This window comes from Paenibacillus glycanilyticus, from assembly GCF_023715145.1.
Lineage (GTDB): Bacteria > Bacillota > Bacilli > Paenibacillales > Paenibacillaceae > Pristimantibacillus > Pristimantibacillus glycanilyticus_A.
On sequence record NZ_JAMBNP010000001.1, the window covers coordinates 662726 to 676279 of the forward strand.

The following is a 13554-nucleotide window of genomic DNA, read 5'->3' on the forward strand; positions in this document are numbered from 1 at the left end:
AAAAAGAAAAGGACACCAGCAGAGGTGTCCCCGATTTATCATGCTCTTTAATTGGCTTGTCCGACATAGATTCTGTTTCTTCCGTTATTCTTAGCTTCATACAACGCCATATCGGCTCTGTAGAACAACGATTCAACGCTGATCTTCTCATTCTCGAATGTCCATTCGGAGACGCCGCAGGATACCGTTACGACCGGTTTGGTCTCGCCTTCAACTTGCGTCCGGATTCGCTCTGCAATCCGGTAAGCCTGATCCGAACGGATACCCGGCAAATAAACGGCCAGCTCTTCCCCGCCCCATCTGGCGGCAATATCGCCTTGACGGATGGAGCTGCGAATAATGCTGCTGACCTGCACGAGAATTTGATCCCCCACCTGATGGCCAAACGTATCATTGATCTGCTTGAAGTGATCAATATCAACCAGAATAAGCGCTCCGAGAGGATCCTTACGTTGGCGGCTTTGAATCTGTTCATTCAAGTAATGGCGGGCATGAAGGCCCGTTAAATTATCCGTAATGACCATCCTGCGCACTTCGGCATGAAGAGATGCATTGGTAATAGCAAGTCCTATATGCGTAGACATCACCTGAAGCAGCTTATAATTGTCATAGGAGAAAAAGTTCGCGCTCTTATGGGCGACCATAATAACGCCAGCAACTTCCGAGTCGACAAGAATAGGCGTGGCGATAAGCGAACGCGCGCCCGTATTATCCATCAGCTTCGAGTTTACGACTCTCGTATGCCAATAATCCGAAATAATAAGCGGCTCCTTCGTCCGGTACACAATCCCGGAGAAGCCATATTCCGGCGAGAAATGCTCGCTAGACATCGCCGGTATGTTGCTTGCAGTGACGATAAATTGATTCAGTTCCTTGTTAAGCTGAAGCACGCAGCAATAATCCGCATCAAATACGCTAAGAAGCTCCGACGATGCAAATTTGAAGATCTCTTTCAGCTTAAGCGATTGATTTAGTCGCTTCGTAAGCTCATTAATTAATCGCAGCTCATTAATAAGCAGGTTGGACTGCTCGTACAGCTTCGCGTTCTCGAAGGCCGTACCCGCTGTATCCGCGAGTAGCACAAACGCAGGCAGGTCGGCATCGTCCCAGTTACCGGAATTAATCGTGAGGCATAATACGCCGTAGGCAGCCTGCTTGCCCGTCATCGGCACCGCAAGCCGTTTCGCGCCTTCCCGATCCTGCTCCGTAACCAGCTTGCCCTCCAGAAAGGACTTCGCCACCAGATCATGGGCAGCATTCTTGAACACAAGCGGCTTTACGCGGGGATCTCCGTTGACATGGTCCTGGGACAGATATAACTGCGCCACCGAGTCCGGATATAGCTGTTCCAGGCTGCTGAGCATCTCCGACAAGACCGAGGTGACATCAAACTGGTCATAGAGCCTCTTCGCCGCCAGGAATAAAGCATCTCTCCTGCTTGCTTCCTTATCCGTCCGCTTCTGATACAACAGCAAATCCTTAATAAATAGCTGCTCAAACTTCCGGTAAAAGCATGTCCGAAAATGCATGGCACTAAGCTGCGCCACTGACTTCGCTTGAAAGTCATTGGCCTTCTCTGTTACATAAACAAAGACGCAAAAAGGACGACGGTCCGAACGAGTAAGAACGGGAACGGCAACGGCCTCCAGTCTATGCTCTTCTTCTGTCGATCCTGATGTCATTGCGGCGGCGGCAGCCAGCCGTGCAGCGGCGATAACCTCCGCATGCTCATTTATGTCGATCGTTCCTGCGGATCCGATCATATTCCTGTCCAGATCAAACAATACAAACCGTCCGACCGCAAGCATAACTTGTTCATCGGTTTCCCTGCGCCAGTCTTCAAAGCTTTCCTGAAGCAGCGGCAGCAAGTACGGTTCATCCGCAGCTTGAATATCTTCGTTCTCAAACCATATTGTTCGCGTATCTTCATCAACTCGATGAACTGCCGCGGCAGCTTCATCCAACGCCTGACGATTATGATATAGATCCGCCATCGGCAACACCCAGCCCTTCCCTGCATTAAAGGAGACGAGTCTATCAAACTATTCTATTATTTATAATCATATCTTATTTTTGAGAATTTTGCACTACTCAATATTCCATCTTTTAGGTCTTTAGAACCGCGTTCCCTGCGGATTATGGCAAGTGCTGACGCCTTGACAAAGCCAATCGATTTCATATATTATCTATAGATGAATGCATGGGCGTACGGTTTTGTGTCACCCTCAGAAATACGTTCGCTGATATACCAGCGGCTGAACTGTTTATCAGGCTTCGAAGATTCGAGCATAGAGCGTATTCGGCGAAACACAACCCCATCCTCAAAAATACAATTTTGAAGGAGTTACACAACTCATGTCACGTTATACAGGTCCTAAATTTAAATTAAGCCGCCGTCTTGGCATTTCCCTGAGCGGTACTGGCAAAGAATTGAAACGTCCATTCCCTCCAGGCCAACACGGTCCTAACCAACGCAAAAAGCTGAGCGGTTATGGCGTTCAATTGCAAGAAAAACAAAAACTGCGTCACATGTACGGCTTGAACGAGAAGCAATTCCGCAACTTGTTCGACAAAGCGGCTAAACTGAAAGGTATCTCCGGTGAAAACTTCATGGTTCTTCTTGAGAGCCGCCTGGACAACCTTGTTTACCGTCTTGGCTTTGCTAACTCCCGTGCAGGAGCACGTCAGTTGGTATCGCACGGTCATGTAACAGTAAACGGCAAAAAAGTCGACATCGCTTCCTACACGGTATCGACTGGCGACGTAATCGGTCTGCGCGAGCGCAGCCGTGCTCTGAAATCGATCAAAGAAGCGATTGAAGGCCGTCATCACCTGCCGAACTACCTGGAATACAATGATCAAGCAGTTGAAGGCAAATACGTTCGTCTTCCAGAACGTGCTGAGCTGTCCCAAGATATCGACGAGAAACAAATCGTCGAGTTCTACAGCCGCTAATTGTTTGACTGGGAAAACCCCGGGAGCTTTTGCTCTCCGGGGTTTTTTTGTTTCCATTTATAGGTTTTACCTATAAAGTGAATAGATATTATATATTTCACTTATATGGATATCAGAGGTAAAAATAAAGCATGAACTAAACGGAGGCGATGAAAATGAACAAACAGCAAAGCTCGCAAGAATGGAATCCCGGAACCTATGATACGAAGCTTGGCTTTGTATCCAAGCTCGGCCAAGGCATTCTGGAATGGCTGGATCCAAAGGCCGGCGAACGCATTCTGGATTTAGGCTGCGGTACGGGTGACTTGGCCGCGGAAATCGCCGGTTTTGGTTCAATAGTAACCGGAATGGATCAGTCGGAACCCATGATTGCTACCGCAAGAAATAAATATCCGGCTATGTCTTTCCTTGTTGGTGACGGCGAGCATTTCAAGGTGGATGCTCCTTTTGACGCTGTTTTCTCAAATGCTGCCCTTCACTGGATGACCAATGCAACGGGTGTTATCGAGTCCGTCAGGGAAGCGTTAAAGGACGGAGGGCGATTTGTCGCCGAATTTGGCGGCAAAGGCAACGTCGACACTTTTGTCCGGGCTTTTTATCAAGTGATGCCTCGGTATGATGTTAATCCCGCTGAAAGAGATCCCTGGTTCTTCCCTTCCATTGGCGAGTATGCGGGCTTGCTTGAGCAGAATGGCTTCGAGGTTCGGATCGCCGAGCATTTCGACCGCCCGACTCCGCTGCCCGAGGGCGAGAAAGGCGTTATGCATTGGCTTGACGGATTTGGCGATGCTTTCTTCAAGGGCATGGACGAGGCAGCTAGGCAGGCAGCCAAGCAAGAGGTTTACGAAACAGCCAGACAACAGCTGCAGGTTGTAAATGGCGTCTACCAAGCCGATTACAGACGTATTCGCGTCGCGGCGGTTAAATTGTAACAAAGAAAATCCCGGAGAGGATTTAAGTCCGCTCCGGGATTTTGCATGTTCCGTTATTCTTTCTTCTCAATAGGCTCGGCAGGCTGCGGAATCTGAACCGGGGTCTCGGCCGCCGCTGCCGCCGGCAGGTTCAAAGCGCCGGATACCCGTGAAGTTAAGCCTTTCATCAAGGAATTGACATCAATACCCGATACGTTCTTCAGCATTTCAGGCGCTGTCGCCATTAAGCTCGTTACATAATTGCTGAGGCGGGCAGCTCCTTCCCCATGACCGGTATCCACAACGGTAAGCTTGTCGATGCCTTTAATCGGCTCTGCCACTTTCCCGGCAAGCTCTGGCAGCATTTTGACGATAATATCGAGTATCGCGGCTTCGCCAAAGCTTTCGAACGCTTGAGCGAGCTTTTCTTTCGCTTCTGCTTCAGCAAGACCCCGCAGACGGATAACCTCGGCTTCCGCAGTACCCTTTGCCCGTTCCGCGTCGGCAACCGCCATACCCTCCAGGCGCTTCTGCTCGGCATTCGCCTTCGCTTCCGCTTCAATGCGATATTGCAAGGCATCCGCTTCGCGCAGGCGTTTGGTTTTATCCGCTTCCGCTGCCTGCTCAACCGCATAACGGTCTGCTTCCGCCTTTTTCTTCACTTCAGCGTCATACTGCTTCTCACGACGCAAGATTTCCTTCGCTTCCAGGTCGATCTCGCGTTCCTTGCGGACAAGCTCAACCTTCATTTGCTCCTCAACCACACTTTGCTTCGCGCGGGCTTCCTGGATAAAATAAGCCTGATCGGCTTCCGCTTTCGCCATGTCCTGATCGCGTTTGAAGGATGCGATCTTCAGCTCCTTCTCTTTCCCTGCTTCAGCTATGTTCGTATCGCGAAGCAGCTCCGCCTTCTGGCCTTCTTCTTCCGCAAGCGCCTTCTTGATCCGGGAGTCTCTTACAGCTTCCGCTTCCGCTATGTCCGCATCACGCTTAACGGCCGCGATACGCGGTTTACCTAAAGCATCCAGATAGCCGTGCTTATCGCGCAGGTCCTTGATCGTGAAGGATACGATCTGCAATCCCATCTTCTTCAAGTCCTTCGCTGCGACGCCTTGAACCTCCTGAGCGAATCTGTCGCGGTTCCGGTACACTTCCTCTACCGTCATTGAGCCCAATATGGCACGAAGATGGCCTTCAAGCACCTCTTGCGCCTCGCTTTTCAGCGCTTCGGTTGGTTTGCCCATAAATTGCTCGGCTGCTGTTGCGACATCTTCAACAATCCCGCCGATCTTAATTATCGCGACGCCGTCCGCCATAACCGGAACGCCTTGCTCCGTATATACTTCTGGGGTGGAGACATCCAGCTTATGAGAGAGCAGCGAGAGAAATTCCGCCTTCTGGAAGATCGGAAGGATAAAAGCGCCGCCGCCTCTTACGATTTTAATTTTGCGGCCGGAATCATCGGTGCTTACATTTCGGCTGCCGAGAAAGGAACCGGTCACAATCATCGCCTCATCCGGACTAACTGTACGGTAACGCGCCCAAAAGGCAATACCGAGAATGACTAATACAGCTACGACAATCACAGGAATAACAAGATACTCTGGCATGAAATATTCTCCTCTCAGCTTATGCACTTCTTAACCTAATAAGGGTCCAGCTTGGAAACGTACAGCGTATTGTCCTTCACTTCCACAACTACAACCCTCACTCCTCCGGGAATGGACTCCCCATCAAAGCTTGCTGCAATTTGATTGGTATGGCCTGCCCCTGCCTTTACAAGCACTTCGCCATACCCCTTTGAAGGGATAGCCGTGATGACTTCCGCAATCTTGCCGCTCAAATCCTTCTCTGACAGCGCGATCGAGTTCTCGCTTTGGCTCATCGGCTTCACATACAGGAAATAACCGCCGCCCCCAACCAGCACACCACAACATATAGCGAGCAGCAGTACTGCAGCAATCCCAAGAGCAGTATAATGCGCAAGCAGCAGCCCCGCACCGCCAAATGCGGTGAGCCCTCCTACCAGCGAGGTCGGATTCAGCCACGGATGACCATCCAGCGATAAGAAATCAAGGATGCCGTCAAGCGCATGACCAATCAAATCTCCGAGCAGGGCGCTTATCAAGGCATATAAAGCTCCACCGACGAAACATCCCCAAAATACCGCCTCCAATTCCATCCCCCTCTCACAGCATCCATATGCTGTTAATTCATACGCATAGACCCTCTGTTTTGTTGCGAAAAAAAATGAACCTTGCTTGTCGCAAGCTTCATTAATCTGATTGTTTCGCTCATTAACAAAAGCTGCATTTTAACAAATCGGCGTTTACCAGCTTGGAAGAGATCGTCGCGGCATGACCTGATCCAGTTACGCCATACAACTTTTCCTCAATTTCCACGTCTATAAATTACAGTAAACACAAGAATCCTCCATGCCCTTAAGGACAAGAAGGATTAGCTCGCTGCCACAATCAAAAATTTGGGCAATATAACATTACGGACTCTTGCATTATAGCTTGATAACAGGCGTGATCGACATGATTCGAAGTTTACTCAAGACCCTTCAACGCTAAATAGCATGCATACCATAGGGGTAATGGGAAGTCAATCATGCTAGTGCTTCAAAAACTTGATCTGTGTTATAATAGATTCTGTCATTTAGAGGGGGAATTTGTACATATGCAAGAAGAAGATCGCAAATCGCCGCCCCGCAGGAGCGGATGGCGTACATTCGGAATCATATCATTAATGACTGTCAAATGGCTCATCTATTTCGGCATATTTATTGGTTTATTAACCGGCGGAGCTTTAACTGGTTATGTGGCCTCGCTGGTGAAAGGCGAGGAAGTTCGTCCTCGAACCTTAATTGAGGAAAAAGTAAATGAGAATTCGATTACGGGCTATGTGTATTTCAATGACGACACGCTTGTCGGACAGCTCCGGACCGAGGAAGACCGGACGCCAATCGAATACGATGATCTGCCAAAGCAGGTTATCGATGCCGTTCTTGCCATTGAAGATAATAACTTCATGCATCACAAAGGCGTCGACATCAGCGGCCTCGGACGGGCCGTGAAGCAGAAGCTTCTTAATGAAGACACCCAGACCGGCGGCAGTACGCTCACCCAGCAGCTGGCGCGCCGCGTATTCCTCAGCCTGGACAAAACCGACAGCCGCAAAGTGAAAGAGATGTTCCTTGCGCTTCGGATGGAACGGTATTTAACCAAAGGCGAGATTCTCGCCGCTTATTTGAACAAAGTGCCATTTGGCAACGGCTCCAGCGGTTATAATCTATACGGTATTAAATCGGCGGCCCGGGGGCTGTTCAATATCACGGATCTTAATCAATTAAACATTGCACAGGCCGCTTATCTGGCGGGCCTGCCGCAGCGCCCTTCTGCGTATACCGCATTTACCAGCAAAGGGCAGTTCGACGAGGAAGGCTTCCTGCTTGCCGTCGAGCGCCAAGGCATTGTTTTATCGCAGATGCTGAAATTCGGCCGGATCACGCAAGAGCAATATGATGAGGCGAAGGCCTTTGATCTCCGCTCTTCGCTTGCGCCTCCATCGGAGAAGGCCTATACAACTTATCCTTATCTGATGCTCGAAGCAGAACGTCAAGCTGCCGAAATATTACTTCTTCAGGAGAATCCAAAGCTTACGCAAGCGGATCTGAAGAAGAAGGAGAACGCTGCGCTGATTGAAGATGCGCGTCAGCGTCTGCTCAACGGCGGGTATCATGTCTATACGACGATTGACAAAGATATTTACAAGATTATGCATGATATTGCCGCAAATCCGAAGAACTTCACTCCATTCAGCAAAGAGAAGGGTCTCGAGCAGACAGCGGCGGTCATGATCGACCATAAGACCGGCGCCATTCTCAGCATGCTGGAAGGCCGCGACTTCTACGAGGAGCAAATGAACTTCGCAACCCAGATGACGCGTCAGCCGGGTTCAACAATGAAGACAATTGCCGCATATTTGCCTGCTATCGATAAAGGGCTTATCCAGCCGGCAAGTATCGTCGATGATGCTCCTGTTGTTCTGAAGGATGGACAAAAAGGCTTCCATATTCCGAAAAACTCGACGAACAGATACCTTGGTCTGGTAACGGTACGCGAAGCGCTTAACCGCTCGCTCAACCTGCCGGCCATCAAGATATTCCTTGATGACGTCACGATTAAAGGCGCCTGGGATTTCTCCCGCCAGCTTGGCATCACCACGTTGCAGCCGCAGGATGACAATGCCCAGACCGGCGTAATCGGCGGCTTAAGCATCGGTGTTTCGGTGGAAGAGCTAACCAATGCTTACGGAGCTATCCCGAATAAAGGCGTATTTAACGATGCTTACATGATTTCAAAAATTACGGATGCGAACGGCAAACCGGTCTACGAGCATAAAGCCGCTCCCAAGCAGGTATTCTCGCCGCAAACCGCGTTCCTCGTTACGGATATGCTGAAGACCGTTATTTCGAGCGGTCAAGGTACGGCGCATTCCCTGACTTCGGACTTCAAGCAATACGGCAAAATACCGGTTGCAGGTAAAACCGGTTCGACGCAAAGCTATGGCGACGTCTGGTTTATGGGCTTTACCCCTGACGTTACGCTTGGTGTCTGGGCGGGTTATGAAGAACAAATTCATTCCCTGTCTACCGACGGCAAGAAACGGGCTCGTTCCATTTGGTCGCTCATGATGAATGAGATTACCAAAGCAAAACCTGATCTCTTCACGACAAAGGAATTCGAACGTCCTTCCGGTCTTGTCAAAGCAACCGTGTCCAGCGCAAGCGGCAAGCTTCCTAGCCAGCTTACGAAGGAAGCCGGAATGCTGGTAACGGACTGGTTCAATCAGAAATATTTGCCGAAGGAAACGGATGACGCATTAGTGAAGATGGCTTATATTCCGTACAACGGAGTCAACTATGTACCAAATCCCAAGACTCCAAAAGATATGGTCCGTGAGCAAATCGTCATCAAGCGCAAGAAGCCTCTTGATGTATTGATGGATGAAATCAGAGCAGCGCAGGAGAAGCTACCTGCAAGCAGCAGAAAGCCGATCGAATCGTATCTGCCGGCCGATGCCGACACGAACGCCCCGTCTAAAACGGATCCGCGCGTAGATGACGGCAATGCGCCAAATGCGCCAAGCAATGTGAAGCTTCAATCCATTGGTTCTGGCGTAGTGATGCTGACCTTTACCGGCGGCACGGAAAAAGACATTGTTGGATATCGGATCTATCAGTCCATTAATGGACAGCCAGCACAAAAGGTTGGAAATTCCATTCTGGTTGGAGATGAATTGAAAGCGAAAGTTACCGTCTCCGGCAATCAAGGCTACAGCTTCTATGTAACCGCGGTAGACGTAGCCGGCAAAGAATCTGCGGCAAGCCAAGTTGTGCAGTTTGGCAATGGTCCGGGCTTGCCTGGTATTCCGGGTTTACCGGGTGATAGCACAGGAAACGAAGGTACACCGGGAACCGATCATCCGGATTTAGCTCCTCCTTCTCCGCCAAGCGGCTTGGTAGCAACACCAACCGAATTGAGTGTGCTGCTGACCTGGAATGCGAATTCGGATGCCGAGTATGTTACAACGTATCACGTATTTTTCAGCGCCAATAACGATGGCAATTATGTCGAGGTTGGCAACACGAATAACCCAAGCTTCGAGTACGCATCACCGTTAACAACCGGCACATTCTATGTCATCGCGGAGAATGACACCGGCAAATCCCCTCCTTCGCAGCAAGTAAAGGTTGGGAAGTAACATTCCAATAAATTAGTAAGACAAAGAAAGGCGCCACGGTGTAACCCGTGGCGCCTTTTGTATATTGGATTAGTCCTCGATTGTAGACAAGTCGCCTGTTGGTAAGTTGAGCTCCCAGGCTTTGAGTACACGGCGCATGATCTTGCCGCTGCGCGTCTTCGGAAGTTTGTCTTTGAACTCGATTTCGCGTGGTGCAGCATGGGCAGACAAGCCGACTTTTACGAACTGAGCAATCTCCGCCTTCAGCTCATCCGAAGCAGTATAGCCCTCGCGAAGAGCGATAAACGCCTTAATGATTTCTCCGCGCATAGGATCCGGCTTACCGATTACACCCGCTTCTGCAACCGCTGGATGCTCGACAAGCTTGCTCTCCACCTCAAACGGACCTACCCGTTCGCCAGCCGTGTTAATAACATCATCAATCCGGCCCTGGAACCAGAAATAGCCGTCCTCGTCCATATAAGCGGAGTCGCCGGAAATGTACCAGCCCGGGATGCGGAAATACTCTTCGTACTTCGCGGGATTGTTCCAGATTTTGCGCATCATCGCTGGCCACGGCGTTTGGATTGCCAAATTGCCCATCCGGTAAGGAGGCAGTTCGTTGCCTTGATCGTCGATGATTGCTGCTTTAACACCTGGCAGCGGCTTACCCATGGATCCCGGCTTAATATCCATCGAAGGATAGTTGCAGATCAGCTGTCCGCCTGTCTCTGTCATCCACCACGTATCATGGATACGTTGTTTGTACACCTTCATGCCCCAGCGTACAACCTCGGGATTAAGCGGCTCTCCAACACTAAGTACATGGCGCAGGCTCGACAAATCAAAGGAATTTACAAGATCGTCCCCTGCTCCCATCAGCATGCGGAACGCGGTAGGCGCACTGTACCATACGGTTACTCCGTATTTCTGAATGGTTCCATACCAGTCGCTTGGACTGAAGCGTCCGCCGCGAATAACGTTAGTTGCTCCGTTCAGCCAAGGCGCAAATACGCCATAAGATGTACCTGTTACCCATCCCGGGTCAGCTGTACACCAATAGATGTCGCCTTCTTTCAAATCAAGTACGATTTTACCCGTGTAATAGTGCTGAACCATCGCATTTTGGACATGAAAGACGCCTTTTGGCTTACCGGTCGAACCGGATGTGTAATGAAGAATCAGCCCATCCTCGCGACCCAGCCACTCGATTTCTGCTTCCTCCGAGGATTGCGCCATCTCAGCGCTGAAATCAACAATGGCATCGCCTGTCTCGACATTCTCGCCAAAAACAAAAATATGCTTCAAGTTAGGCAGTTCGTCGCGTTTGATGCGTCCAAGCAAAGCAGGTGTAGTAATAATCGCCGTTGCTTCGCTGTCCTGCAGACGGTCTTTGACAGCCGTCTCCATAAACGCTTCAAATAACGGTCCAACTACCGCGCCTACCTTCAAAGCACCAAGTACGCTGAAATACAATTCCGGCGTACGCGGCATAAATATAAATACCCGTTCGCCCTTACCAATGCCGAATTTGCGCAAAACATTCGCGAATCGGTTCGACTGCTTGCTCATTTGTTCAAACGTATAGGATTCATCGCGTGTGTTGTCGCTGTAATAAAGAGCAATATTCGCTCCCTTGCCGGACTCCACGTGACGGTCAATGGCTTCGTACGCCATGTTTACTTTCCCTGTCTCATGCCAGCTGAAATGGCGTTCAATCTCTTCCCAGTTAAAGTCAACCGCTGCTTGCTCATAATTCTTAAGATTCGGATTTGTTGCCACAGCTGGAATTCGTTCTTGATGCAAGTTGATCATTCTATCACTCTCCCATCAAATCTGTTAAACATTAACCGCAAAGAATACGCTTACAACAACTAGCCGATACTTGCATGCAAACAAGCCGGAGTTCTTATCGATTCTTTTCGGTCACACAACCGCCACAACAATTATAGCATAATGACTTTCCATTCGACTATGCTTTTCATTTCTCGCGATGTCTGCTATAACCATAAATAGAAAAGGTTTGGGAGCTCACGGCCTCGGAAAGGAGATACCCGTTATTGGAGCATCGCAAAATCGTTCATCGGCAGCAAATAGATATGCAGGACGGCCGAATCTGCATTATTGAAGGTCCTATCCCCCCGGAGTCCTTGCAATTACTCACGATGCACGCAGATTTGGATGCCTTTCGGCGTCCAAAGGATCAGCATGAAGCGTTAGTTGAAATCGCCGGCCTGGAAGAAGGACGTATTATTCTGGCGCGCGTAGACGAGCTGATTGTAGGCTATGTCACCTTTCATTACCCGGATGAGCTGGAACGCTGGTATGAAGCCGGCATGCCGGATCTCATCGAGCTGGGAGCCATTGAGGTGGCCGATCAGTATCGCTCTTATGGACTTGGCAAAAAAATGATTCAACTGGCCTTTGCGGAGGAGCAGCTCGAAAATATGATTGTGTTCACGACCGAATATTACTGGCATTGGGATTTGGAAGGAACGAAGCTAAGCGTTTGGGAATACCGGGGCATTATGGAGAAGCTGATGAAATCCGTTGGCATGGTCTGGTATGCAACCGATGATCCGGAGATTTGTTCTCATCCGGCTAACTGCCTGATGGTGCGCATCGGCAAAGAAGTCCCGCAGGAGTCCGAAGAGCAGTTCGACCGCATCCGTTTCCGGCAGCGTTTCATGTATTAGTGCGTTTTTATTTGGGAGGTTAAGATGTGACAAACGCTATATTCGTTCATCATTCTGACAGTACCCGTTATCATTTTGGAGAGCAGCACCCGTTCAGCCCTGTCCGTATGACATTAACGCTAGATTTGCTGCGGGCAGCAGGCGCTCTGCAAGATAATCAGATAGACTCCCCTTCCGGATCCGCGGATGAGTCACTGTTATCGCTCGTACACCGGGCGGATTACATAAATACGGTTCAACATCTAAGTTTGGACTTGCCTGCCAAGGAAATGGCTGCGGCCGCCGGAAAATACGGCCTTGATACCGAGGACACGCCTTTTTTTCCAGGCATGCATGCTGCGGCCGCCACTATAACAGCTGGTTCCGTTCATGCGGCTGAGCTTGTAATGAGCGGCACAGCTACCCATGCCTATCATATGGCAGGCGGGCTTCATCATGCGTTTCCTGACCGCGGCGCCGGATTTTGCGTGTATAACGATGCGGCGGTAGCGATTCAATATATCCGAAAAACGTATGGAGCACGCGTCCTGTATATCGACACCGATGTCCATCATGGAGACGGGGTGCAATGGAGCTTTTACGATGATCCCGACGTCTGCACCTATTCCATTCACGAGACCGGCAAATTCTTGTTTCCGGGAACGGGCTTTGTTCATGAGAAAGGCGCCGATGCCGGATATGGAGCCTGCTTTAACGTGCCCATGGAGCCTTATACCGAGGATGATTCCTGGCTGGAATGTTTCCGTAGTTCGATTACGAAGATTGCCGAAGTATTCAAACCCGATATTATCGTTAGCCAGCACGGCTGCGATGCGCATGCCTATGATCCGTTATCCCATATTCATTGCAGTATGCGAATCTATCAGGAGATGCCCGTCATCATCCATGAGCTTGCCCATAAGCATACGGAGGGGCGCTGGGTTGCTCTGGGAGGCGGCGGTTATGATTGGTGGCGCGTTGTGCCAAGGGCGTGGTCGCTTGTCTGGCTGACGATGACGGACCATGAGATCGTTGACCAGCTGAACCGCCTTGAAGACGTACCGTTGCCCCAAGCATGGCTGGATAAATACTCCTCCGTAAGCCCTGAGCTTCTTCCAGCGAGCTGGATGGATGATCAGAGCCAGGTAATGCCCATCCCCCGCAGAGCCGAGATAGAGGTCAAGAACCGTCAGACGGCTGCAATTGCCGTACAAGATTTATAATGAAGGACAGCATGCGTTGCGCGGTCGCGGTGTAGGATATGA

The 13554-nt window shown here is 50.1% G+C and carries 9 protein-coding genes; 5 read left to right on the top strand and 4 right to left on the bottom strand.

The window, feature by feature from the left end:
• Positions 1–47: 47 nt before the first annotated feature.
• Complete coding sequence (locus tag M3194_RS03040) at positions 48–1994, bottom strand: sensor domain-containing diguanylate cyclase (RefSeq protein WP_251651540.1); 1947 nt, start codon at positions 1992–1994, stop codon at positions 48–50.
• A 361-nt stretch (positions 1995–2355) separates the two neighbouring features.
• On the opposite strand from M3194_RS03040, the gene rpsD reads away from it, so the two are divergent.
• Both rpsD and M3194_RS03050 read left to right on the top strand, forming a co-directional pair.
• Positions 2356–2955 carry a 30S ribosomal protein S4 gene (rpsD, locus tag M3194_RS03045; protein ID WP_251651541.1) on the top strand — a complete coding sequence of 200 codons (600 nt, stop codon included), beginning with the start codon at positions 2356–2358 and terminating at the stop codon, positions 2953–2955.
• A 155-nt stretch (positions 2956–3110) separates the two neighbouring features.
• Complete coding sequence (locus M3194_RS03050) at positions 3111–3887, top strand: class I SAM-dependent methyltransferase (protein ID WP_251651542.1); 777 nt, start codon at positions 3111–3113, stop codon at positions 3885–3887.
• A 53-nt stretch (positions 3888–3940) separates the two neighbouring features.
• Here the strand turns inward: M3194_RS03050 and M3194_RS03055 are convergent, their stop codons facing one another.
• Both M3194_RS03055 and M3194_RS03060 read right to left on the bottom strand, forming a co-directional pair.
• Positions 3941–5476: a flotillin family protein gene (locus M3194_RS03055; RefSeq protein WP_251651543.1), complete on the bottom strand. Its 1536-nt coding sequence runs from the start codon at positions 5474–5476 to the stop codon at positions 3941–3943.
• Positions 5477–5511: 35 nt separating this feature from the next.
• Positions 5512–6048 carry an NfeD family protein gene (locus M3194_RS03060; RefSeq protein ID WP_311289502.1) on the bottom strand — a complete coding sequence of 179 codons (537 nt, stop codon included), beginning with the start codon at positions 6046–6048 and terminating at the stop codon, positions 5512–5514.
• A 500-nt stretch (positions 6049–6548) separates the two neighbouring features.
• Between M3194_RS03060 and M3194_RS03065 the strand changes: the two genes are divergently transcribed.
• On the top strand, positions 6549–9635 hold the full coding sequence (locus M3194_RS03065; RefSeq protein ID WP_251651545.1) for a penicillin-binding protein 1A: 3087 nt from the start codon (positions 6549–6551) through the stop codon (positions 9633–9635).
• A 69-nt stretch (positions 9636–9704) separates the two neighbouring features.
• Here the strand turns inward: M3194_RS03065 and acsA are convergent, their stop codons facing one another.
• Entirely contained in the window at positions 9705–11429 is a 1725-nt protein-coding gene (acsA, locus tag M3194_RS03070) for an acetate--CoA ligase (RefSeq protein ID WP_251651546.1), read from the bottom strand.
• Positions 11430–11674: 245 nt separating this feature from the next.
• Here acsA and M3194_RS03075 point away from each other — a divergent pair, with 245 nt between their 5' ends.
• Complete coding sequence (locus M3194_RS03075) at positions 11675–12310, top strand: GNAT family N-acetyltransferase (protein ID WP_285889071.1); 636 nt, start codon at positions 11675–11677, stop codon at positions 12308–12310.
• Positions 12311–12336: 26 nt separating this feature from the next.
• Positions 12337–13512: an acetoin utilization protein AcuC gene (locus M3194_RS03080; protein ID WP_251651547.1), complete on the top strand. Its 1176-nt coding sequence runs from the start codon at positions 12337–12339 to the stop codon at positions 13510–13512.
• Positions 13513–13554 lie beyond the last annotated feature (42 nt).

Coding starts and splice junctions, on each gene's coding strand:
- M3194_RS03040 (WP_251651540.1), bottom strand. CDS start 1,994: ATGGCGGATCTATATCATAATCGTCAGGCGTTGGATGAAGCTGCCGCG.
- rpsD (WP_251651541.1), top strand. CDS start 2,356: ATGTCACGTTATACAGGTCCTAAATTTAAATTAAGCCGCCGTCTTGGC.
- M3194_RS03050 (WP_251651542.1), top strand. CDS start 3,111: ATGAACAAACAGCAAAGCTCGCAAGAATGGAATCCCGGAACCTATGAT.
- M3194_RS03055 (WP_251651543.1), bottom strand. CDS start 5,476: ATGCCAGAGTATCTTGTTATTCCTGTGATTGTCGTAGCTGTATTAGTC.
- M3194_RS03060 (WP_311289502.1), bottom strand. CDS start 6,048: ATGGAATTGGAGGCGGTATTTTGGGGATGTTTCGTCGGTGGAGCTTTA.
- M3194_RS03065 (WP_251651545.1), top strand. CDS start 6,549: ATGCAAGAAGAAGATCGCAAATCGCCGCCCCGCAGGAGCGGATGGCGT.
- acsA (WP_251651546.1), bottom strand. CDS start 11,429: ATGATCAACTTGCATCAAGAACGAATTCCAGCTGTGGCAACAAATCCG.